Annotated in this window: 18 protein-coding genes; 14 read left to right on the forward strand and 4 right to left on the reverse strand. The window is 59.8% G+C overall.

Annotated features, from left to right (window positions below; all coding sequences use genetic code 11):
* Nucleotides 1-391: 391 nt before the first annotated feature.
* From AB5Y83_RS01160 to AB5Y83_RS01170, 3 genes are all read left to right on the forward strand, one after another.
* Entirely contained in the window at nucleotides 392-796 is a 405-nt protein-coding gene (locus AB5Y83_RS01160; protein ID WP_042052664.1) for a hypothetical protein, read from the forward strand.
* A gap of 54 nt (nucleotides 797-850) precedes the next feature.
* Nucleotides 851-2,881, forward strand: a complete 2,031-nt coding sequence (locus tag AB5Y83_RS01165) for a M13 family metallopeptidase (protein WP_368174551.1) — start codon at nucleotides 851-853, stop codon at nucleotides 2,879-2,881.
* Between the two features lie 339 nt (nucleotides 2,882-3,220).
* Nucleotides 3,221-4,153, forward strand: coding sequence for a diguanylate cyclase (locus tag AB5Y83_RS01170; RefSeq protein ID WP_368174552.1), 933 nt, complete (start codon nucleotides 3,221-3,223; stop codon nucleotides 4,151-4,153).
* 98 nt (nucleotides 4,154-4,251) lie between these two features.
* Here AB5Y83_RS01170 and crr read toward each other — a convergent pair whose 3' ends face one another.
* The 4 genes from crr to cysK all read right to left on the reverse strand — a co-directional run bounded on the left by crr (nucleotide 4,252) and on the right by cysK (nucleotide 8,244).
* The gene (gene crr, locus AB5Y83_RS01175) at nucleotides 4,252-4,761 is read right to left on the reverse strand and encodes a PTS glucose transporter subunit IIA (RefSeq protein ID WP_005338264.1); all 510 of its coding nucleotides are present in this window, start codon (nucleotides 4,759-4,761) and stop codon (nucleotides 4,252-4,254) included.
* 42 nt (nucleotides 4,762-4,803) lie between these two features.
* Complete coding sequence (gene ptsI / locus AB5Y83_RS01180; RefSeq protein WP_021229076.1) at nucleotides 4,804-6,531, reverse strand: phosphoenolpyruvate-protein phosphotransferase PtsI; 1,728 nt, start codon at nucleotides 6,529-6,531, stop codon at nucleotides 4,804-4,806.
* Nucleotides 6,532-6,577: 46 nt separating this feature from the next.
* The gene (locus tag AB5Y83_RS01185; protein ID WP_005338266.1) at nucleotides 6,578-6,835 is read right to left on the reverse strand and encodes an HPr family phosphocarrier protein; all 258 of its coding nucleotides are present in this window, start codon (nucleotides 6,833-6,835) and stop codon (nucleotides 6,578-6,580) included.
* 440 nt (nucleotides 6,836-7,275) lie between these two features.
* Complete coding sequence (gene cysK, locus AB5Y83_RS01190; protein WP_005338267.1) at nucleotides 7,276-8,244, reverse strand: cysteine synthase A; 969 nt, start codon at nucleotides 8,242-8,244, stop codon at nucleotides 7,276-7,278.
* A 159-nt stretch (nucleotides 8,245-8,403) separates the two neighbouring features.
* Between cysK and AB5Y83_RS01195 the strand changes: the two genes are divergently transcribed.
* The 11 genes from AB5Y83_RS01195 (at nucleotide 8,404) to exeG (ending at nucleotide 22,053) form a co-directional block, all read left to right on the forward strand.
* On the forward strand, nucleotides 8,404-9,246 hold the full coding sequence (locus AB5Y83_RS01195) for a MoxR family ATPase (protein WP_201914074.1): 843 nt from the start codon (nucleotides 8,404-8,406) through the stop codon (nucleotides 9,244-9,246).
* A gap of 3 nt (nucleotides 9,247-9,249) precedes the next feature.
* On the forward strand, nucleotides 9,250-10,413 hold the full coding sequence (locus tag AB5Y83_RS01200; protein ID WP_368174553.1) for a VWA domain-containing protein: 1,164 nt from the start codon (nucleotides 9,250-9,252) through the stop codon (nucleotides 10,411-10,413).
* A 54-nt stretch (nucleotides 10,414-10,467) separates the two neighbouring features.
* On the forward strand, nucleotides 10,468-11,589 hold the full coding sequence (locus tag AB5Y83_RS01205) for a beta-ketoacyl-ACP synthase III (RefSeq protein WP_368174554.1): 1,122 nt from the start codon (nucleotides 10,468-10,470) through the stop codon (nucleotides 11,587-11,589).
* A gap of 49 nt (nucleotides 11,590-11,638) precedes the next feature.
* Entirely contained in the window at nucleotides 11,639-13,084 is a 1,446-nt protein-coding gene (locus tag AB5Y83_RS01210) for an HD domain-containing phosphohydrolase (protein ID WP_368174555.1), read from the forward strand.
* Between the two features lie 327 nt (nucleotides 13,085-13,411).
* Nucleotides 13,412-14,980 carry an ExeA family protein gene (locus AB5Y83_RS01215; protein WP_110302724.1) on the forward strand — a complete coding sequence of 523 codons (1,569 nt, stop codon included), beginning with the start codon at nucleotides 13,412-13,414 and terminating at the stop codon, nucleotides 14,978-14,980.
* On the forward strand, nucleotides 14,980-15,675 hold the full coding sequence (exeB, locus tag AB5Y83_RS01220) for a GspB family T2SS assembly factor variant ExeB (RefSeq protein WP_110302723.1): 696 nt from the start codon (nucleotides 14,980-14,982) through the stop codon (nucleotides 15,673-15,675). The genes AB5Y83_RS01215 and exeB overlap by 1 nt, the downstream gene beginning before the upstream one ends.
* A 227-nt stretch (nucleotides 15,676-15,902) precedes the next feature.
* Nucleotides 15,903-16,736 carry a GspC family type II secretion system variant ExeC gene (gene exeC, locus AB5Y83_RS01225; RefSeq protein ID WP_110303038.1) on the forward strand — a complete coding sequence of 278 codons (834 nt, stop codon included), beginning with the start codon at nucleotides 15,903-15,905 and terminating at the stop codon, nucleotides 16,734-16,736.
* 21 nt (nucleotides 16,737-16,757) lie between these two features.
* Nucleotides 16,758-18,797, forward strand: a complete 2,040-nt coding sequence (gene exeD, locus AB5Y83_RS01230) for a GspD family T2SS secretin variant ExeD (RefSeq protein WP_021229084.1) — start codon at nucleotides 16,758-16,760, stop codon at nucleotides 18,795-18,797.
* Nucleotides 18,797-20,302: a GspE family T2SS ATPase variant ExeE gene (gene exeE / locus AB5Y83_RS01235; RefSeq protein ID WP_075115638.1), complete on the forward strand. Its 1,506-nt coding sequence runs from the start codon at nucleotides 18,797-18,799 to the stop codon at nucleotides 20,300-20,302. The genes exeD and exeE overlap by 1 nt, the downstream gene beginning before the upstream one ends.
* Before the next feature lies 1 nt (nucleotide 20,303).
* Nucleotides 20,304-21,524: a GspF family T2SS innner membrane protein variant ExeF gene (exeF, locus tag AB5Y83_RS01240; protein WP_201944653.1), complete on the forward strand. Its 1,221-nt coding sequence runs from the start codon at nucleotides 20,304-20,306 to the stop codon at nucleotides 21,522-21,524.
* A gap of 97 nt (nucleotides 21,525-21,621) precedes the next feature.
* Entirely contained in the window at nucleotides 21,622-22,053 is a 432-nt protein-coding gene (exeG, locus tag AB5Y83_RS01245) for a GspG family T2SS major pseudopilin variant ExeG (protein WP_005338297.1), read from the forward strand.

Raw genomic sequence — 22,053 nt, forward strand, 5'->3', positions numbered from 1 at the left:
TGATGGCAACAGCCGCTCACCCTGGTGAGCGGCTTTTTTATGCCCAGTTTATGGCGATAGAGACAGTGATCCATTGCCAGCATCAGTGAAAGCCACGCAACAGTGCGGCCATCGCACTTGATAAAATATAAAGAGAAATAAAAGCATAAAAACAATAACTTAAGTCACAAAGCAACTGACTGCGTGGATCAAACCTATGCTCTTCTCCCCTCACCGCTTACCCCATACTCCGCTCGCTCCGGCTCCCGGACTTTTATAACTTTTTTTAATTTTATTTGAGTGTTCTCTTCATCCTGACCATTGCAAAGTAGCGCCATTCCCGCGCCGGGCCCTGTGACCACCGTCCGGCTGACACCGACTTGCTCATTTGATAATTGAAAGGATCCGAGAGATGAAACACTCCTTGATGGTAATGGGGTTGGCCGCCTGTCTGGCATTGAGCGGCTGCCAGAATATGGACACCAAGAAAGTCCTGATAGGTGCAGCTGCGCTGGGTGCCATCGGCGCCGCTGGCTATTACGCCGGGAAAAAGCACAGCGATAACAAACACGAGCATGATGGCCAACATGACGATAGCGATGACCAGCATATGGCCACCAGCAAGATGCCCCGCTACTGCTCGGGGGAAGCGGCCAGCAAATTCCATGTCTCCCCGCGCGATATCACCACCGAGTCGGCAGAAGAGAGTGGCCACAGATACAAGGTCTATGGCCAGTACGAGACCGACGATGATGCGGTCGACTTTACCTGCACCTTCAATCACGACGGCCGCTTCCTCTCGGTCGTTCGCAGCTGATTGGCCAGCGGTTACAGCCAATTCACTACTGGCACCCCATACAGGACACACAAGATGAAACAGCAACGCAGCATGATCGCCAGCCTCATTGTGCTGGCCCTGCTTGGCCTCGCTCCATGCGCCAGTGCCACCAGCGGCCACTCCGGGGTGGATCTGGCCAGCATGGATAACAGCGTGCGCGCGGCGGACGATCTGTTTCGCCACGTCAACGGCAACTGGCTGGCCCAGACCCAAATACCGGATGACATGCCGGGGCAGACCATCGGCAATCTGTTGGCGGACAAGTCGCTGGAGGATCGCAAGGTGTTGCTGGAGGAGCTGCTCAAGCGCCCGCAACAAGCCGGAACTCCTCGCCAGCAGATAGCCGACCTCTACGCCAGCTATCTGGATCAGGCCGGGCGGGATGCCAAAGGGCTGACCCCCATTCAGCCACTACGTGACGAGATCATGGCCATCCATGATGGCGCATCGCTGGCCACCTACTTTGCCCGTGTTAACAAGCTGGGGGGCGGCGCTCCCTTTGGTATCGGGATCATGGCCGACAAGAAGCAGCCTGACAGCTACGGGATCTATCTGCAGCAATCCGGTCTCGGTCTGCCGGATCGGGAGTACTACCTGAAAGCAGATGCCGCCAGCAAGGCTCTGCGGGCCAGCTACGAGCAGTTCATTACCGCCCTGCTCAACCATGCCGGCGTCGAGGGGGCGAGCGAGCAGGCCCATCGCATTCTGGCGCTGGAAACCCGCCTCGCCAGCCTGCAGTGGGACAGAGTCAAGCTGCGGGATGACAACCTCACCTACAACAAACTGCCCATCGCCCGCCTCAATCAGTTGCTGCCCACCCTGGATTGGCAACGCTACCTGGCAGAGGCCGGTATCGCCGGGGAAAGGGAGATCATCGTCAGTGAACCGGACTATCTGGAGAAGCTGACCGCCGTGATGCAGGAGACCAGCATCGCGCAGTGGCAATCCTACTGCCTGTTCCATCTGCTACGCACTTATGCGCCCTATCTCGACAGCCAGAGCAATGCCCTGCACTTCGCTTTCTACGGTACGACCCTGAGCGGCATCCCCCGGCAGCGGGAGCCCTGGAAGCAGGCCATGGAGGTGCTGGACGACTATCTGGGTCAGGCGGTGGGTAAACTCTACGTGGAGCGCTACTTCCCGGCCGAAGCCAAGGCACAGATGGCGACCATGGTGCACAATCTGATCGCCGCCTATCGCCAGGAGATCGGTGGGCTCGACTGGATGTCTGCCCCGACCAAACAGCAGGCGCTGGCGAAACTGGAGAAGGTACGGGTCAAGATCGGCTATCCCGACCAGTGGCAGGATTACAGCGCAATCGAGATCCGTCCCGATGATCTGGTCGGCAATGCCCAGCGCGCGGCCACGGTGCGTTACAACGAGCACCTTGCCCGCCTCCATCAACCGGTGGATCGGGAGGAGTGGTTCGACAATCCGCAGACGGTGAACGCCTACTACAACCCGAACAACAACGAGATCGTCTTCCCGGCAGCCATACTGCAACCGCCCTACTTCGATCTGAAGGCGGATGATGCAGTCAACTATGGCGCCATCGGCGCGGTCATCGGTCACGAGCTGAGCCATGGTTTCGATGATCAGGGGGCCAAATTCGATGGCAACGGTGCCTTGCACAACTGGTGGGCTCCGGCCGATCTCAAGGAGTTCACCGCCAGAGCGCAAAAACTGGCGAAACAGTACGACCGTTTCGAGCCCATCAAGGGGGAGCATGTCAATGGCCAGCTGACCCTTGGCGAGAACATCGGCGATCTCGGCGGCCTGACCATCGCCCACAAGGCGTACCGGCTCGCCCTGGGCAACCACCAACCAGCGGTGCTCGATCGCTTTACCGCCGAGCAGCGCTTCTTTATCGGCTGGGCGCAGGTGTGGAAAGGGAAGTACCGGCCCGAGCTCGCGGCCGTTCTGCTCAAGACAGATCCCCACTCGCCGCTGGAGTACCGGGTCAACGGCGTCGTCGTCAATATGCCGGCCTTCTATCGCGCCTTTGCCATCAAGCCGGGAGACAAGCTCTATCTGCCACCTTCCGAGCGCGTGAAGATTTGGTGACCACCAGCAGGGGCCCTGGCCCGAAAAGCTCCAGCAGATGAACTACCTCCACCTGAGCTGAAGATGACCGACACAGGGAGTGTCTGTTTTACCCTGTCTGGTTTTTCCCGACCCACATGTGCCTGACCATGTGGGTTTTTTTGACCCTTTTGCCCCGCTACTTCTCCTCAGCCTGCCCAGCTTTCACCCGATACGGCCACGGCAAACAACCCCGCCATTTTCTCGCCTTTGCCATTGGCTGAAAAACCGGCGGCGTAACCGCTATAAATCGGTTTACCACCACACTGGTCTGACCTATGGTAAAGCATGTAAAAGATGCATCGTGGAGCTGCTTTTCCTATGAATGACCGAGAGCTGCAACAGATCCTGTTTCGCTCCTTCGATGTGATCCCGCTGCCTATTCTGGTGTCAGAATCCATTGCCCGTCACGATGGCTGCTCACCCGACATGATCCCGCAGCGGCGCCACCGCTTCCTGAATAAAGCCTTCATTGAGCAGCTAGGCTACAACCTTGACGATCTGCCGGACATGGCCTCCTGGTTTCAGGTCGCCTACCCGGATGAAGGGTATCGCCGCACCATTATCGGCTCCTGGCACTCCCAGGTGGAACAGAGCTTGTCGCAAGGGCTGGAGGTCGCCGAAATGCCTGCGCTGATCCGCTGCAAGAGCGGTCAGTCGCGCTGGTTTATCGTCACTGCCCAGCTGGGAGCCGATGCCATCCCGGATGGCCATATCGTCACCTTTCGCGATATCCACGACCTGCAGTGTATGGTGGAAGAGGTGAGCCGCCTCTCCTGCACCGATCCGCTCACCGAACTGACCAACCGGCGCGGCGCCCAGCAACAGCTGCAGGCCCTTTGGTTGCAAGGTGAGCCCCTCTCGGTGGTGTTGGGAGATATCGACCATTTCAAACAGGTCAATGACCGCTACGGCCATCCTGCGGGCGATGCCGCGCTCTGCGCCGTCGCCCACGCCATGGCGAGCCAGCTGTTGCCGGGGGAGAGTCTGGCCCGTTGGGGCGGAGAGGAGTTTCTGCTGATCCTGCCTGGTTGCGATATTGAACAGGCGGCACGGCGCGCCGAACAGCTGCGCCAGCATGTCAGTACCACCCGATTGCCATGGCAGGGGAAACAGCTCTCCCTCACCATCAGTCTGGGATGTGCCTGCATGAAGGGGCAGGAGAGCATCGACTATCTGCTGATGATGGCCGACCGGGCCCTTTATCAGGCCAAGGATCAGGGCCGTAACCGGGTTGTCATCTCGACGGAATAGAGTGATCACCAGAAAGGAAAGCCGACTCGCAGCCATAAAAAAACCGAAGCACAAGGCTTCGGTTTTTTACTGCGCAACTGGCGTGAGCCAGCCTGGCATTACTTCTTGATACGGATAACCGGGGTCTCGCCCACAGTCACGGCACCAGTCATTTTGATCAGCTCTTTGATCTCGTCCATGTTGGAGATGACAACCGGAGTCAGGGTAGACTTGGCTTTCGCTTCCAGAACGGCCAGATCGAACTCGATGATGGTGTCGCCGCGCTTGACCTGTTGACCTTCCTGAGCGATACGCTTGAAGCCTTCGCCTTTCAGTTCAACGGTGTCGATACCGAAGTGAACGAACAGCTCGATACCGGAGTCGGATTCCAGAGAGAACGCGTGGTTGGTCTCGAAAATCTTGCCAATGGTACCATCGCACGGCGCAACCATCTTGTTGCCAGCCGGCTTGATGGCGATACCGTCACCAACGATCTTCTCGGCGAAGACAACGTCAGGCACATCTTCGATCGGCACGATTTCGCCAGACAGCGGAGCAAAGATTTCGATGCCGCCGGTGTCAGAGCTATCGTCGGAAACCAGTTTCTTCAGTTTATCAAACAGACCCATATAAAGCTCCTAGAGATGATTTGTCGCTGTTTGCAGCCGATCTTAGCAGACTGCTTTCTGCTTAATAAAGTTATCTACGCACGCTTCGATTTCAGCAGCGGTGGCAAAGCTCAGTGCTTGATCAGCCATTGCCTTCACATCTTCGAAGTTGGTGTTGCGGATAAGCTTCTTGATACGCGGTACAGAGATGGCGCTCATGGAGAACTCATCCAGACCCATACCCAGCAGCAGCAGGGTAGCGCGCTCGTCACCAGCCAGTTCACCACACATACCGGTCCACTTGCCTTCGGCGTGGGACGCATCGATAACCATCTTGATCAGGGTCAGGACGGAGGGTGACAGCGGGTTGTACATGGCGGAGATCATCTCGTTACCACGATCGACAGCCAGGGTGTACTGGGTCAGGTCGTTGGTACCGATACTGAAGAAATCCACTTCCTTGGCCAGATGATGAGCCATCACGGCAGCGGCCGGGGTCTCGATCATGATACCCACTTCGATGGATTCATCAAAGGCTTTGCCTTCGGCACGCAGTTCGGCTTTCAGCGTCTCTACGGTCGCTTTCAGGCTACGGAACTCTTCGACAGAGATGATCATCGGGAACATGATGCGCAGTTTGCCGAAGGCAGAGGCGCGCAGAATGGCCCGCAGCTGAGCGTGCATGATGTCTTCGCGGTCGAAGAAAATACGCACGGCACGCCAGCCCAGGAAGGGGTTCATCTCTTTCGGGAAATTCATGTAGGGCAGCTCTTTGTCGCCGCCAATATCCATGGTACGCACGATGATCGGCTGATCCGGCATCGCTTCGGCCACTTCTTTGTAGGCTTTGAACTGCTCGTCTTCAGTCGGCAGCGCGTCACGGTCCATGAACAGGAACTCGGTACGGTACAGACCCACGCCTTCGGCGCCATTGCGGATGGCACCTTCGGTATCCTTGACGGTACCGATGTTGGCGCACACTTCGACCTGGTGACCATCCAGCGTGATGGCGGGCAGATCTTTCAGCTTGGCCAGCTCATCTTTCTCGGCCTGGAACTGAGCCTGGAACTTCTTGGCTTCGGTCAGCTGTTCAGCGGTCGGATTGATGATGATCTGGTTGTTGATCGCATCCAGCACCAGCATGTCACCGTTCTTGACGCGCTCGGTGATGTCGTTGGTGCCTACCACGGCCGGCAGCTCCAGGGAGCGGGCCATGATGGAGGTGTGAGAGGTACGGCCACCGATGTCGGTAACGAAACCCAGCACATATTTCAGGTTGATCTGAGCGGTTTCAGACGGGGTCAGGTCTTTGGCGACCAGGATCACCTCTTCGTCGATGGTGCTCAGGTTGACAACGGCGATGCCCAGTACGTTCTTGACCAGACGGGTACCGATGTCACGGAAGTCGGTAGCGCGTTCGCGCAGATAAGGGTCATCCAGCTCGGCCATCATCTTGGCGTACTGTTCGATCACCTCATAGATGGCTTTGTCAGCGGAAGCCTTGTTCTCTTTGATGAAGGATTTGATATCCCCTTCCAGCTCCTCATCTTCGAGCAGCATGATGTGGCCTTCGAAGATGGCCTCTTTTTCCTCACCGAAGGTGCGACCGGCCATCTCTTTGATGGCTTCCAGCTGGGTAGCTGACTTGGTACGAGCTTCGAGGAAACGGTTGATCTCGGCATCAATCTGGTCAGCAGAGATTTTGCCCTGATTGATAACGATTTCATCTTCTTTCAGAAGAAGCGCCTTACCGAATGCGATACCGGGGGACGCAAGAATGCCAGATATCATAATCCTTCCTATTAAAACGACTGTGGGGGAGGAATCTAAAGCTGGATTACTCCAGCTCGTCCATCAGGGCAACCAGCTTCTCAACAGCTTGCTGAGCATCCGGGCCATCAGCCTGGATAGTTACGTTGGTACCCTTGGTCAGGCCCAGGGTCTGCAGCTTGAACAGGCTCTTGGCGCTGGCGGACTTGCCACCGGAGACCACAGTGATCTCGCTTTGGAATTCTTTGGCTTCTTTCACGAACTGAGCTGCCGGACGGGTGTGCAGGCCGTTTTCAGCAGTAATAACAACAGACTTCTCGTACATGGTTTCACCCCATATTATTGATATTTTTTGGTGGATTGGTCGTTTTTGAAGCAACCTGACCCACCGTGTCAGTATGGATATGTTGTAAAGTAACGAAAGCAGACCCGCAATGGTTTAATCCAGGTCAAGTTTCTGTGCAGTAATCGGCGCGCTGGTTGGCAATTTTCAGTTATTGGGCTACAAGCCGCATCAGGACTGGCCTGAAATTATTTTATAACGAAAAATAACACTTTGTTACTTTGTGATACCCAGCCAGCAAACACCGCGTGACGCCGCACAGGATATGAGATTTAGAGCGGAATGTCTGCTTTTTTTCTCACTCCGGAACTTGTTATTTTACCCCAAAAAATAAGGATCAAGTGACACTAACAGGGGTTGAGTCTAGCCCATAAAGAAGCGGCGCTCCTGGGAGCGCCGCTGTTTTGAAAGATTCCGATCAGTTACTGCTGCAGCTCCTGCTCGCTGAACACCCCGGCAAACAGGGCGCTGGAGAGGTAACGCTCCGCCGCACTCGGCAGGATGACCACAATGGTTTTGCCCGCAAATTCCGGCAGCTCGGCCAGACGGCTGGCAGCCACCACCGCAGCACCGGAGCTGATACCGGCCAGGATCCCCTCCTCCTCCATCAGGCGACGGGCCATCTCGATGGCTTCGTCACTGGTCACCTTCTCCACCCGATCGATAAGGGAGAGGTCCAGGTTACCCGGGATAAAGCCGGCGCCGATCCCCTGGATCTTGTGGGGGCCCGGTTTGATCTCTTCCCCGGCCAGCTTCTGGCTGATGACCGGCGACTCGGCCGGTTCGACCGCAACAGAGACCACCGCCTTGCCTTTAGTCTGCTTCAGATAGCGGGAGACACCGGTAATGGTACCGCCGGTACCGACCCCGGCCACGAACACATCCACCTCGCCGTCAGTGGCATCCCAAATCTCGGGTCCGGTGGTCTTTTCGTGGATCTCCGGGTTGGCCGGGTTTTCAAACTGTTGCAGCAACACATACTTGCCCGGCTCGGACTCGAGGATCTCGTTGGCCTTGGCAATGGCACCCTTCATGCCGAGCGGCCCTTCGGTCAGCACCAGATTGGCACCGAGCGCCTTGAGCAGCTTGCGGCGCTCCAGGCTCATGGTGGCCGGCATGGTCAGGGTGATGGGATAGCCGCGAGCTGCCGCGACAAAGGCCAGAGCAATACCCGTGTTGCCGCTGGTGGGCTCGATGATCTCCTTACCCTTGGTCAGGATGCCGCGCTTCTCGGCATCCCAGATCAGGTTGGCACCGATCCGGCACTTGACGCTGAAGCTGGGGTTGCGGCTCTCGATCTTGGCCAGCACGCGACCTTTGGTAACACGGTTGAGACGAACCAGCGGGGTGTGACCGATAGTCTGGCTGTTGTCCTCAAAAATTTTGCTCATGGCGCTATCCCTGTGTTTGTTACGACGATGAAACAAGATTACCCTGTGGTTTCTGAATGAGAAGTGACTATTCGTTATAACCATATGGTATTACAACATATAGAGCTTATTCTCTCTGGCCCCTGACTCCGGGCGCCAATCGTCAAAGGAACCGACGTTATGGGATTTTCAGGAAGCAGCCAGTATCTCGCCTCCGATGCATTGAAGATGGCGGTCAATGCCGCCATCACCCTCGAAAAACCGCTGCTGATCAAAGGGGAGCCGGGCACCGGCAAGACGGTGCTGGCAGAAGCGGTCGCCGACCATCTCGGCACCGATCTCATTGCCTGGCATATCAAGTCCACCACCAAAGCCCAGCAGGGACTCTACGAATATGATGCGGTGGCCCGGCTGCGCGACTCCCAGCTCGGCGACCCCAGAGTGGCCGATATCAGCCACTACATTCGCCAGGGCAAACTGTGGCAGGCTTTTAGCGCCGAGCAGCGACCTGTGCTGCTGATCGACGAGATAGACAAAGCCGACATCGAATTCCCCAACGATCTGCTGCTGGAGCTGGATCGGATGGAGTTCGACGTCTACGAGACCGGCGAGCGAGTCAAGGCGCGCCAACGGCCGGTGGTCATCATCACCTCCAACAACGAAAAAGAGCTGCCGGATGCCTTCCTGCGCCGCTGTTTCTTCCACTACATCCGCTTCCCCGACAAGGCCGAGATGCAGGCCATCGTCAAGCTCCACTACCCCGACCTCAAGGAGAGCCTGCTTGCCGAGGCAATGGATCTCTTCTTCGAGTTGCGCGAGGTAGAGGGGCTGCGCAAGAAGCCCTCCACCTCGGAGCTGCTGGACTGGATCCGCTTGCTCTTGGCCGACGATATCGCCCCCGAGGCGATGCGCGCCCGCGAGCCCGGCAAGCTGGTGCCCGCGCTATATGGCGCCCTGCTCAAGACCGAGCAGGATCTACATCTCTTCGAGAAGCTCGCCTTTCTGGCCCGACGCGGCAGCTGACCCATGCTGATCGACTTTTTTACCCACCTGCGCCGCCACAAGCTCCCCTGCAGCCTGCGCGAGCTGCTGGACTTGCACGCCGCGCTGGCAGCCCGGCTGGTCGCTGCCGATATGGACGAGTTCTACCAGCTCTCCCGCTGCCTGCTGGTAAAAGACGAGGCCCACTACGATCGCTTCGATCGCGCCTTCGCCGAATACTACGAGGGGCTGGAAGCCATTCCCCTGCTGCCGGAGAGCCTGCCCGAGGAGTGGCTGCGCAAGGAGTTCGAGCGACTGTTGAGCCCAGAGGAGAAAGCTTTACTCAAATCCCTCGGCGGACTCGACAAGCTGCTGGAAACCCTTAATCAGCGGCTGAACGAGCAGAAAGAGCGCCACGCCGGTGGCAACAAGTGGGTGGGAACCGGTGGCAGCAGCCCGTTTGGTCACGGCGGTTTTCACCCCGAGGGCGTCCGCATGGGGGGAGAGGGGCAGCACGGAAAGGCGGCCAAGGTGTGGGAGGCCCGTCATTATCGCAACTTCAGCGACGACTCACCGCTAGGCCAGCGTGCCATTCAGCTCGCGCTGCGCAAGCTCAGACGCTGGGTGCGCAAAGGCAATCCCGACGAGCTGGATCTCGACGACACCATAAAAAGCTCTGCCCGCCAGGGCTGGCTCGATGTGAAGCTACGGCCCGAGCGCCACAACGGTGTGAAGTTGCTGGTCTTTTTCGATGTCGGAGGCTCCATGGATGCCCACGTGGCCGAGGTGCAGCGCCTCTTCTCCGCCCTGCGCCACGAGTTCAAGCATCTGGAGTACTTCTATTTTCACAACTGCCTCTACGACTTCGTCTGGAAGGATAACAAGCGCCGCTTTGAGGAGCGGTTCGATACCTTGCGGCTGCTGCGCACCTATGGCAGCGACTACAAGGTTATCCTGGTGGGGGATGCCACCATGGGCCCCTACGAGATCACCTGGCCGGGCGGCAGTGTCGAGCAGTGGAACGAGGAGTCGGGTCAGGTGTGGCTTACCCGCTTGCAACAGCACTTTCCCAAACTGGTGTGGATCAATCCCACCCCACGGCGGGAGTGGCTCTGGCACCCCTCCATCAAACTGATGAATGACGTGGTTGGCGGACGGATGCATCCGCTGACCCTGGCGGGTCTCGCTGCGGCGATCGACCAGCTGTAACCCTCTCACCCCTATAAACCGACAAGCCGGGAACGCACCCGGCGAGGAGCAAAGATGACCTCTATCGTGATCAGTGGCTCAGGCCTCTATACCCCCCCCTTTGCCGTCAGCAATGAAGAGCTGGTGGCCGCCTTCAACCAGTATGTGGATCTCTACAACGAGGAGAACGCCTCCGCCATCGATGCCGGCCAGCTTCCCGCCAAGCAGCACTCCAGCTGCGAGTTCATCGAGAAGGCCTCGGGCATCAAGAACCGTTATCTGGTGAGCCGCGAGGGAGTGCTCAACCCCGACATCATGCAACCGCTGCTGGCGGAGCGGCCCGATGAGATGCCCTCCATCATGGTGGAGATGGCAGTAGCCGCCGCCGAGCAGGCGCTGATCGCCGCCGGTCGCGAGCCGGGAGAGATCGATCTGGTCATCGTCGCCGCCTCCAACATGCCGCGCCCCTACCCGGCGCTGGCCATCGAGCTGCAGCACTATCTGGGAGCGAGCGGCATGGCCTTTGATATGAACGTGGCCTGCTCGTCTGCCACCTTCGGTATCAAGACAGCCGCCGACATGCTGGCGGCAGGCACCGCCAAACTGGCGCTGGTAGTCAATCCGGAGATCTGCTCGGGACACCTCAATTTCCGGGACAGAGACAGTCACTTTATCTTCGGCGATGCCTGCACCGCAGTGCTGCTGGAGCGGGAGGCCGATTGCAAGGTGGCCAATCCGTGGCAACTGGTGGCCAGCAAGCTGGTGACCCAATACTCCAACAACATCCGCAACAACTTCGGCTTTCTGAACCGGCTGAGCCCGCGCACCCGCTACGGCGACGACAAGTTGTTCCGCCAGCAGGGGCGCAAGGTGTTCAAGGAGGTGTTGCCGCTGGTGTGCGACCAGATTGCCGGCCAGCTCGATGAGCAGGGCTGGCCCGCCGAGAGCCTGAACCGGCTCTGGCTCCATCAGGCCAACCTCACCATGAACCAGTTCATCGGTCGCAAGCTGCTGGGCCACGATGCCAGCCAGCAGGAGGCGCCGGTCATTCTTGATAGCTATGGTAATACCAGCTCGGCGGGTTCCATCATCGCGTTTCATCTGTACAATCGCGACCTTCCTGCGGGGGCTCGCGGCGTACTGTGCTCCTTTGGCGCTGGCTACTCCATCGGTAGCCTGCTGCTGCGGCGCCTGTAATGGCGGGCCTCCCGCCGACATAACAATAACCAGCAACATGGGTGGGAATATGCAGAGGATCACGGGGCGCTGCGCCCTGCACTACGGGGTAACCCTGTCACTATTTTGTCTCTATGGCTGGCAGGTTTGCCCGTTTCTCGAGAGTCTCACCCTGCCCCAGTTGCTGGGGCCGACCCTGGTGACGTTCGCCATCATGTTCGCCGTACGCAATTGGCTGCTCTCAAGGCGGCCCTTGGCGCGCAACGGACTGGACGGGTTTGGACTGGAGGTGGGTTTCTACCTGCTGGGAGCACTGCTGCTCTCTGGCTACAACGCACTGACTCACGACTTTCCGCTGGAGAGTCACCTCAAGGTGCTGCTGGGGATGACCACCCTCGGCTTTCTGGTGGCGGCCGATCTCACTCTGGAGCGAGACTTGCATCGTGCCAGAGCACGGCAAGCCGAGCAGAGCCTGGCACTGAGCCACCCGCTGGCCATGCCGCTGCCACGCAAGTTCACCCTCTTTACCCTGGCGACCCTCACCATGCTGGGAGGCGTCTTCTTCTTGCTGTTCAACAAGGATCTGGAGTGGCTGGTGACGGTGGAGCGCAGCCTGCCGAGGGTCGATGCCCAGCACTACATCCTGTGGGAGATCGCCTTCGTGATGACGGTGACCTTCTGTTATCTCGCCCTCATCATTCACGGCTACGGCCGCAACCTTGGCCTCTCCCTGCGCCACCAGACCAGCACCATGGCCAGAGTGCAATGCGGTGACTTCGATGCCCGGGTGCCGATCACCCGGGATGACGAGTTTGGCCTTATCGCCGCCAGCACCAATCAGATGATCGGCGAGCTGAAATCCCGCAGCGACGAGCTCAACCTGACCCGTGACGTGGCCATTCTCGGGCTCGCCTCGCTGGCAGAGACCCGTGACAACGAGACAGGCGCCCATATCATCCGTACCCAGCACTACGTCAAGGCGCTGGCGGAGCATCTGAGCTTCAGCAACTGGGATAGCTATCCACTGGATGATGCCACCATCGATCTGCTGTTCAAATCAGCCCCGCTGCACGATGTCGGCAAGGTGGGCATTCCCGACGCCATCCTGCTCAAGCCGGGCAAGCTGACCGATGAGGAGTTCGCCATCATGAAGCGCCACCCGCAGATCGGTGCCGATGCGCTGGCGAGCGCCGAGGCGCAGCTGGGCTCCAACTCCTTCCTGCGGCTGGCGCGGGAGATCTCCCTCACCCACCACGAAAAGTGGGATGGCAGCGGCTATCCGGCAGGGCTGGCGGGTGAGGCTATTCCCCTCTCCGGGCGCTTGATGGCGGTAGCGGATGTCTACGATGCCCTCATCTCGAAACGGGTCTACAAACCTGCTTTCAGCCATGAGGAAGCGAAGGAGATCATCGTGAAGGGGAGCGGCAACCATTTTGATCCCGGCATTGTCGCGGCGTTTCTCGCCTGCGAGGCACAGTTCAGGGAGATTGCCGCGCAGTTTCAGGATCACCACTGAGCAAGTACATGCCGACCAGCTTGCCCTGATGGCTGACAGGGCAACCGGTGTCATAAATTGTACACAAACAAGTCTGGTGATCGCCGACTCAGCGCCATGCTGGCGGTATTTGCCACGCCGTGCCCATATTGATATTTCCCTTTATTTACAGCTATTTTTTGTCATTTTGTGATCCGGATTCGTGCCGATGACGCAACCGGGATCACAAGATGGCAGGAAAAGGCCGCAATTTGCCCTTCGGCGCCAATGATGGCTTCCAATGAAAGCGAGGTTTGCTATCATCCGGAGACATTTTTCATCTGTCGCCGGCTACAAAAGAATACCCTCATGTACACACAGTTCTTCGGCCTCTCGGAACACCCGTTTTCCATCTCGCCCAATCCCAAGTACCTCTATATGAGCGAGCGCCACGGCGAAGCCCTTGCTCATCTCAACTATGGATTGCAGGATGGCGGCGGCTTTGTGCTGCTGACCGGCGAAGTGGGCACCGGCAAAACCACCGTCTCCCGCTGCTTGCTGCAACAGCTCCCCGCCGAGACCGAGATCGCCTATATCCTCAACCCCTCTCTGACCGAACGGGATCTGCTGGCCGCCATCTGTGACGAGTTTCAACTCCCCTATCCCGAAGATGCCGGGATCAAGCGGCTGTTCGACCTTATTCGCGATCACCTGCTGGCCAACCTGGCGGCAGGCAAGCGCAGCGTGGTACTGGTGGATGAGGCGCAGCACCTGCTGCCCGGCGTACTGGAGCAGCTGCGTCTGCTCACCAACCTCGAAACCGACGAACGAAAACTGCTGCAAGTGGTGCTGATCGGTCAGCCCGAGCTGCAACAGATGCTGCGCCAACCCCTGCTGCGTCAGCTGGCCCAGCGCATTACCGCCCGCTATCACCTGCTGCCGCTCTCTCATAGCGATGTGGATGCCTACGTCCGCTTCCGGCTGCAAGTCGCAGGCTGCGTACAACCCATCTTCACCCCGCGCGCCATCAAGACGCTTCATCGCCTGAGTGGCGGCATCCCCCGTTTCATCAACCTCATCTGCGACCGCGCCCTGATCGCCGCTTTCGCCCGTGGCAGCTACAAGATTGTCCACAGCGATATCAGCCAGGCCGCCTTCGAGGTCAATGGCGTTCGGGACGAAGGAAGCTGGGCCTCCGGTCTGATGGTGACGCTGGCGGGCGCCCTGTTGGTGGCCGCAGGCTGGTGGGGCTGGCAATTTTTCGGCGTGTTCCCCACCCGTCCGGTAGTCAAGGTCGAGGTGCCGGTCACCATCGACGAGACCGCCGAGCAGCAGGAGCAGCTGACCGAGGCGATCAATCAGGCCATCGACCCCGACAGCGCCATGCAGAATCTCTATCGGGTCTGGGGTTATGAACCGGAACCGTTCGACGCAACCTGCGATAACGCCCCCCGTGCCGGTCTGCGCTGTCAGGAGGGCGAGGCGAGCCTTGACGAGCTGCGCGCCCTGCAGTATCCCGCCATGATCACGCTCACTGACCAGACTGGCGGCCTCTACTACGCGACCCTGGTCAATCTGGGGCCGAACAAGGCCAGCCTGATGATAGGTGACCAGAGCTGGCAGGTGGATCGCCAGTGGCTCAGCGACAACTGGGGCGGCAGCTACACCCTGCTCTGGCGTATGCCGAAAGGGGGCGTCAGCCTGATCGCCAGCAATGCGGGTCAGACCCAGATCCAGTGGCTCGACAACGCCCTGAGCCGTGCGCTACAGCAACCCGAGCGCAAGGTGCGCCGTTTCGATAGCGAGCTCAAGAACAAGCTGCAGCAGTTCCAGCGAGATCAGGGGCTCACCCCTGATGGCATCGCCGGCAGCAACACCCTGCTGCGTCTCAACGCCCTCTCCGGTGAACCCATGCCCAGACTGGAGGAGGCCTCCTGATGTCTACCCTGCTCAAGGCGCTGCGCCGTGCGCAGCAACCACAACTCTCCGCCCATATTCCGGCCATGGGCTTGCCCATGCCCCGGGAAGAGGAGCGCAGCCCACGCCGCATCGGCTGGCTGCTGGCCCCCCTGGCCTTGCTGCTGGGGGCGAGCGCCAACTATGGCTGGCATCTGCTCCACCTGCGCCCCATCGAGGAGAAGGTGGAGGTGAAAGAGGTGATCACTCCACCCTTCGTGCGGGTCGAACCCAAAGCGATGGTGACCCGTCCGCTGCCCCCGCCCCTGCCGGAGCCGGTGGCCCAACCCAGAGCAGTGGCCAAAAACGAGGGGGGCAGTCAGGGGAATACCCCCACGCTGAGTCTGGCCGAGCAGCTGATGAAAGCCCTCAATGAGACCCCATTACAGGAGACGCAACACGCCACCGGCCAGAACAACGTGCAACCGGCCCAGTTGATGGCGCTGGGCTCGGCACCCCAGTCGGTGCGCCAGCAGGTCCCGCAATTGAGCTACGGCTCTCATGTGTTCTCCTCCAACCCCGCCAAGCGCGCAGTGGTGCTCAATGGCCGGGAATACCGGGAGGGGAGCGAAATCGCCCCGGGAGTCGTGCTCGCCACCATCGACCAGCAATACATAGTGCTGCAGGTCGCCGGACAGAGCGTGACCCTCAAGGCGCTGCAGGATTGGCGAGGATGAGTACGCACCGAACCCTGATGTTCGCTGGCAAGCAGGATGCACCTCACCTGAGTGCCACTTTTGTGAGCATTCAAAGGTTTACGGTGTGATGAAATATCCATTTTTACGGTTTGGCGCGCCCGGACCCGTTGTGTCACAGCACTCCGCCGTACACAATACGCAGCCGCCCCAGAGCCTGGAATTTGTTGATTAATATGACGCTACGATTCAGGGATGACATCTTGACCATGCTGCTGGCCCAGTGCCGGCGGCTTCCCATGACCAGAGTCACCCAGGTGGCCTTTCTGGCGCTGCTGATCATGCTGGCCCAGCAGAGCGCCGCCCTCACCTGGCGTCTGCTCACCCTGGCAAGCCCGCAAACCAGCCAACCGTGGCAACCCTCCGCCGTGGCGGTCAGCGGCCAGAGCAACCCGCGCCTTGAACTGGGCGAGGTGAGCCGACTGGCGCTGTTTGGCAAGGCGATCCCCAAGGCGCAAGCCAAAGCCGCCGTGGCCGCCAATGCGCCGCGTACCCAGCTCAATGCCCAGCTCAACGGGGTGTTGGCGAGCTCGGATCCCGCCAAATCCATCGCCATCATCGCCATGTCCGGCATCCAGAACTCCTATGGGGTCGGTGACATGATTGACGGCACCCAGGCGCGGATCCGGCAGGTCTATCCGGATCGGGTGATCATCGAGCGGGATGGCCGCGACGAGACCCTGATGCTGGATGGCGAGGAGTATGGCAAGCCGCTGCCGCAGACCAACACCGCCCCCCTTGGCTCCCTGCGCAGCGAGCTGATGGCCGATCCGGGCAAGATCACCGATTACCTCAATATTTCACCGGTTCAGGTGGATGGCCGCATGACCGGCTATCGCCTCAACCCGGGCAGCAATCCTGAGTTTTTCAACCAGAGCGGGCTGCAGGCCAATGACCTGGCCATCAGCATCAACGGGCTGGATTTACGGGACAACATGCAAGCCATGCAGGCGATGCAGCAGATGGCTGGCGCAACGGAAATGACAGTGACCGTCGAGCGACAGGGCGAACAGTTCGACATCTATGTGCGCTTGTCAGAATAATGATTTGGAGTCGTACCAATAATGACCACTAAAGGGAAAAGCTGGCGTCTGGCCACTATCGCAGCGGCACTGATGATGGCGGGCTCAGCCTGGGCCACCGAATACTCTGCCAGTTTCAAGAACGCCGACATTGAAGAGTTCATCAATACGGTGGGCAAGAACCTCAATAAAACCATCATCATAGAGCCCTCGGTGCGCGGCAAGATCAACGTGCGCAGCTACGACCTGCTCAATGAGGAGCAGTACTACCAGTTCTTCCTGAGCGTGCTCGACGTCTACGGCTTTGCCGTGGTGCCGATGGACAACGGAGTGCTCAAGGTGCTGCGCTCGCGGGATGCCAAGACCTCGGCCATTCCGGTGGTGGATGGCAGCAACCCGGGCATGGGCGACGAGATGGTGACCCGGGTAGTGCCGGTGCGCAACGTCTCGGTCCGTGAACTGGCGCCACTGCTGCGCCAGCTCAACGACAACGCCGGTGGTGGCAACGTGGTGCACTACGAGCCTTCCAACGTGCTGCTGATCACCGGCCGCGCCGCCGTGGTCAATCGTCTGGTAGAGGTGGTGAACCGGGTCGACCGCGCAGGCGATCAGGATGTGGACATCATCAAGCTCAAGTTCGCCTCGGCAGGTGAAATGGTGCGGCTAGTGACCAATCTCAACAAGGATGGCAACCCACAGGGCGGCACCGCCTCCCTGCTGCTCTCCCCCAAGGTGGTGGCCGACGAGCGCACCAACTCTGTGGTGGTGAGTGGTGAGCCGAAAGCGCGCGCCCGCATCATCCAGATGGTGCGCCAGCTCGACCGCGACCTGCAGAGCCAGGGCAACACCCGGGTCTTTTACCTCAAATATGGCAAGGCCAAAGACATGGTCGAGGTGCTCAAGGGGGTCAGCTCCAGCATCGAGGCCGACAAGAAGGGCGGCGGCGCAACCACAGGTGGCGCCAGCATCGGCGGTGGCAAGCTGGCCATCTCCGCTGACGAGACCACCAATGCGCTGGTCATCACCGCCCAGCCGGACGTGATGTCCGAACTGGAGCAGGTGGTGGCCAAGCTCGATATCCGCCGCGCCCAGGTGCTGGTGGAGGCGATCATCGTTGAGATGCAGGATGGCGATGGCCTCAGCCTTGGCGTCCAGTGGGGCAATGCCAACGGCGGTGGCACCCAGTTCACCAACTCAGGTCTGCCTCTCGGCAGCGCCATTGCGGCGGGCAAGGATTACCAGAATGGCAAGACCGACACCGCTGCCGGTCTGCTGAAAGAGTTCAACGGCATGGCCGCCGGTTTCTATCACGGCGACTGGGCCATGCTGGCCACGGCGCTGGCCTCCAATACCAAGAACGATATTCTCTCCACCCCGAGTATCGTCACCATGGATAACAAGGAGGCCTCCTTCAACGTCGGTCAGGAGGTCCCGGTCCAGAGCGGTTCGCAAAGCTCCACCACCAGCGATCAGGTGTTCAACACCATCGAGCGCAAGACGGTGGGCACCAAGCTGGTGGTGACCCCGCAGATCAACGAAGGGGATTCGGTGCTGCTCAATATCGAGCAGGAGGTCTCCAGCGTCGCCCAGACCCAGGCGACCGGTACTGCCAACCTTGGCCCCACTTTCGATACCCGTACCGTCAAGAACGCGGTGCTGGTCAAAAGCGGCGAAACTGTGGTGCTGGGCGGTTTGATGGACGAACAGACCAAGGAGCAGGTCTCCAAGGTGCCGCTGCTTGGCGATATTCCGGTGCTGGGCTATCTGTTCCGCTCCACCTCCAACACCACCTCCAAGCGCAACCTGATGGTCTTTATCCGGCCGACCATCTTGCGTGATGCGGATGTCTATACCGGTGTCTCCAGCAACAAGTACTCCCTGTTCCGCGCCGAGCAGCTCAATGCCGCTTCGCAGGAGGGGTATCTCACCTCCCCCGCCCGTCAGGTATTGCCTGCCTATGGCCAGGATGTGATGGTGTCGCCCGAGCTGCAAAAGGAGATCCAGAAGCAGATCAACGAGATGCGGAGCAGACAGCAAAGCACTGTCGAGACCACCACCCCGTTTGTGCAGAGTAAGCCCTGATGAGTGCCTACCATCTGGATGGAAGCGCCGGGCCTGCGCCACTGCCCGAGCTCCCCTTTGTCTTTGCCCGCAACTTCGGGGTGATCCTGATTGAGCGGGAGGGCGCTCCCGTGCTGCAGTGCCGCCCTGGCGTCACCCCGCAGGCCCTTCTGGAGGTGCGGCGGGTCGCTGGTTGCAGCTTCGCGGTTGAGCAACTCGACAACGAGGCCTTCGAAGAGCTGCTGATGGCCCACTACCAGCGCGACTCTTCCGAGGCGCGCCAGCTGATGGAAGATCTCGGCAACGAGATGGACTTCTTCGCCCTGGCCGAAGAGCTGCCGCAAAGCGAAGATCTGCTGGATGCCGATGATGACGCCCCCATCATTCGCCTCATCAACGCCATGTTGAGCGAGGCGATCAAGGAGGAGGCCTCCGATATCCATATCGAGACCTTCGAGCGGGCACTGGTCATTCGTTTTCGCATCGATGGGGTACTGCGGGAGATCCTGCGCCCCCATCGCAAGCTAGCCTCACTGCTGGTCTCGCGGATCAAGGTGATGTCGCGGATGGATATCGCCGAGAAGCGGGTGCCGCAGGATGGCCGTATCTCGTTGCGTATCGGCGGCCGCGCCGTCGACGTGCGGGTCTCCACCATGCCGTCCAGCTACGGCGAGCGGGTGGTACTTCGTCTGCTCGACAAGAACAACGTGCGCCTCGAGCTCAAGCAGCTGGGGATGACCGCGGCCAACCGCACCATCATCAGCGAACTCATTCGCAAGCCCCACGGCATTATTCTGGTGACCGGCCCGACCGGTTCCGGTAAATCCACCACCCTCTATGCGGCGCTGTCAGAAATCAACTCGCGGGATCGCAACATCCTGACGGTGGAAGACCCCATCGAATATGACCTCGAAGGGGTGGGCCAGACCCAGGTCAACACCAAGGTGGACATGACCTTCGCCCGCGGCCTGCGCGCCATCTTGCGTCAGGATCCGGATGTGGTGATGGTGGGGGAAATTCGTGACCTCGAGACCGCCCAGATTGCGGTGCAGGCGTCGCTGACCGGTCACCTGGTGATGTCGACCCTGCACACCAACACCGCCATCGGCGCCATCACCCGGATGCGGGACATGGGGATCGAGCCCTTCCTGCTCTCCTCGTCGCTCTTGGCGGTGCTGGCCCAGCGGCTGGTGCGCACCCTCTGCCCCGATTGCCGTGCCCCGCGCCCCATCACCGAGCAGGAGCGCCTCGCCATGGGCATCGAGCTGGCCCCCGATCAGCAGGTGTGGCGTCCGGTCGGGTGCGAGCTGTGCAACCACACCGGCTACCGTGGCCGGACCGGCATCCACGAGCTGGTGGTGATCGACGAAGCGGTGCGTGAAGCCATTCACAGTGCCAGCGGTGAGCTCGCCATCGAGCGGCTGATCCGCGGCCACACCCCCAGCATCCGCCGTGACGGCATCGACAAGGTCCTCAAGGGGCAAACCAGCCTCGAAGAGGTGCTGCGCGTGACCCGGGAAGATTGAGATGGCGGCATTCGAATACAAGGCCCTCGACAACAAGGGGCGCAGCAAGAGCGGCGTGATGGAAGGCGACTCGGCCCGTCAGGTACGCCAGCTGCTGCGCGAACAGGGGCTCACCCCCCTCGAGGTGAACGAGACCACCGAGAAGGCGAAACGGGAGGCGACCCGCTTCGCCCTGTTTCGTCGTGGTGCCAGCACTGCCGAGCTGGCCCTGATCACTCGCCAGCTGGCGACCCTGGTCGGCGCCGGTCTCACCATCGAAGAGGCGCTCAAAGCGGTGGCCGAGCAGTGCGAAAAAGCCCACTTGCGCTCTCTGGTGGCGACCGTGCGCAGCAAAGTGGTGGAAGGCTATTCGCTGGCCGACTCGCTGGGGGCCTTTCCCCATGTATTCGACCAGCTGTTTCGCTCCATGGTGGCGGCCGGTGAAAAATCGGGCCATCTGGAGAAGGTGCTCAACCGCCTCGCCGACTACACCGAACAGCGCCAGCATATGCGCACCAAGCTGCTGCAGGCGATGATCTACCCCATCGTGCTTACCTGCGTGGCTATCGGGGTTATCTCGATCCTGCTTACCGCCGTGGTGCCCAAGGTGGTGGCCCAGTTTGAACACATGGGCCAGCAGTTGCCGGGCACCACCCGCTTTCTCATCGGCACCAGCGAGTTGATGCAGGCCTACGGCCTCTGGTTCCTGCTGCTGATCTTTCTTGGCAGCTTTGTCTGGCGCTGGTGGCTCACCGATGAAACGCGCCGCCGACGCTGGCATCAGGTGCTGCTCGGCCTGCCGGTGATTGGCCGGGTCAGCCGCGGTCTCAACACCGCCCGCTTCGCCCGAACTCTAAGCATCCTCAATGCCAGTGCGGTGCCGCTGCTGGAGGGGATGAAGATCTCCGGCGAAGTGCTCTCCAACGACTTTGCCAGAATGCGCATTCTTGAGGCCGCCGAACGGGTGCGCGAGGGGACCAGTCTGCGCAAGTCTCTGACCGAGACCAAGATTTTCCCGCCCATGATGCTGCACATGATCGCCTCCGGCGAGCAGAGCGGCGAGCTCGACAGCATGCTGGAGCGGGCGGCGGACAACCAGGATCGGGAGTTTGAATCCCAGGTCAATATCGCCCTCGGAGTGTTCGAACCCATGCTGGTGGTCTCCATGGCCGGGGTGGTGCTGTTTATCGTGATGTCGATCCTGCAGCCGATCCTCGAGCTCAACAATATGGTGAATATGTAAGTTTCCGGTGTTCGGTGGTGCCGCTGGCGGCCCGTCGAACCCACCCAGTGATCACTCTCTGATGGGCCATCCCATCTCATTCGTTACGGAGCAACTCATGAACAAACGTCGTCAATCCGGTTTTACCCTGCTGGAAGTCATGGTGGTCATCGTGATCCTCGGCATTCTGGCCAGTCTGGTGGTGCCCAACCTGATGGGCAACAAGGAGAAAGCCGACCAGCAGAAAGCGGTCTCCGATATCGTGGCGCTGGAAAACGCCCTCGACATGTACAAGCTGGACAACAACCGCTACCCGACCACCGAACAGGGTCTGGACGCGCTGGTGACCAAGCCCTCCATCGATCCGGCACCGCGCAGCTACCGCGATGGCGGCTACATCAAGCGCCTGCCGCAAGATCCCTGGGGCAACCCGTACCAGCTGCTGAGCCCGGGCCAGTTCGGCAAGATCGACATCTTCTCCATGGGTCTGGATGGCGAAGCCGGTACCGATGACGACATCGGCAACTGGAACCTGAAGGATTTCCAATAA

It is taken from the genome of Aeromonas sp. R5-4 (assembly GCF_040908215.1).
In the GTDB taxonomy this organism is placed as follows: domain Bacteria; phylum Pseudomonadota; class Gammaproteobacteria; order Enterobacterales; family Aeromonadaceae; genus Aeromonas; species Aeromonas veronii.

Excerpts from the sequence above, each read along its gene's own strand:
- AB5Y83_RS01160 (WP_042052664.1), top strand. The coding sequence starts at position 392 with ATGAAACACTCCTTGATGGTAATGGGGTTGGCCGCCTGTCTGGCATTG.
- AB5Y83_RS01165 (WP_368174551.1), top strand. The coding sequence starts at position 851 with ATGAAACAGCAACGCAGCATGATCGCCAGCCTCATTGTGCTGGCCCTG.
- AB5Y83_RS01170 (WP_368174552.1), top strand. The coding sequence starts at position 3,221 with ATGAATGACCGAGAGCTGCAACAGATCCTGTTTCGCTCCTTCGATGTG.
- crr (WP_005338264.1), bottom strand. The coding sequence starts at position 4,761 with ATGGGTCTGTTTGATAAACTGAAGAAACTGGTTTCCGACGATAGCTCT.
- ptsI (WP_021229076.1), bottom strand. The coding sequence starts at position 6,531 with ATGATATCTGGCATTCTTGCGTCCCCCGGTATCGCATTCGGTAAGGCG.
- AB5Y83_RS01185 (WP_005338266.1), bottom strand. The coding sequence starts at position 6,835 with ATGTACGAGAAGTCTGTTGTTATTACTGCTGAAAACGGCCTGCACACC.
- cysK (WP_005338267.1), bottom strand. The coding sequence starts at position 8,244 with ATGAGCAAAATTTTTGAGGACAACAGCCAGACTATCGGTCACACCCCG.
- AB5Y83_RS01195 (WP_201914074.1), top strand. The coding sequence starts at position 8,404 with ATGGGATTTTCAGGAAGCAGCCAGTATCTCGCCTCCGATGCATTGAAG.
- AB5Y83_RS01200 (WP_368174553.1), top strand. The coding sequence starts at position 9,250 with ATGCTGATCGACTTTTTTACCCACCTGCGCCGCCACAAGCTCCCCTGC.
- AB5Y83_RS01205 (WP_368174554.1), top strand. The coding sequence starts at position 10,468 with ATGACCTCTATCGTGATCAGTGGCTCAGGCCTCTATACCCCCCCCTTT.
- AB5Y83_RS01210 (WP_368174555.1), top strand. The coding sequence starts at position 11,639 with ATGCAGAGGATCACGGGGCGCTGCGCCCTGCACTACGGGGTAACCCTG.
- AB5Y83_RS01215 (WP_110302724.1), top strand. The coding sequence starts at position 13,412 with ATGTACACACAGTTCTTCGGCCTCTCGGAACACCCGTTTTCCATCTCG.
- exeB (WP_110302723.1), top strand. The coding sequence starts at position 14,980 with ATGTCTACCCTGCTCAAGGCGCTGCGCCGTGCGCAGCAACCACAACTC.
- exeC (WP_110303038.1), top strand. The coding sequence starts at position 15,903 with ATGCTGCTGGCCCAGTGCCGGCGGCTTCCCATGACCAGAGTCACCCAG.
- exeD (WP_021229084.1), top strand. The coding sequence starts at position 16,758 with ATGACCACTAAAGGGAAAAGCTGGCGTCTGGCCACTATCGCAGCGGCA.
- exeE (WP_075115638.1), top strand. The coding sequence starts at position 18,797 with ATGAGTGCCTACCATCTGGATGGAAGCGCCGGGCCTGCGCCACTGCCC.
- exeF (WP_201944653.1), top strand. The coding sequence starts at position 20,304 with ATGGCGGCATTCGAATACAAGGCCCTCGACAACAAGGGGCGCAGCAAG.
- exeG (WP_005338297.1), top strand. The coding sequence starts at position 21,622 with ATGAACAAACGTCGTCAATCCGGTTTTACCCTGCTGGAAGTCATGGTG.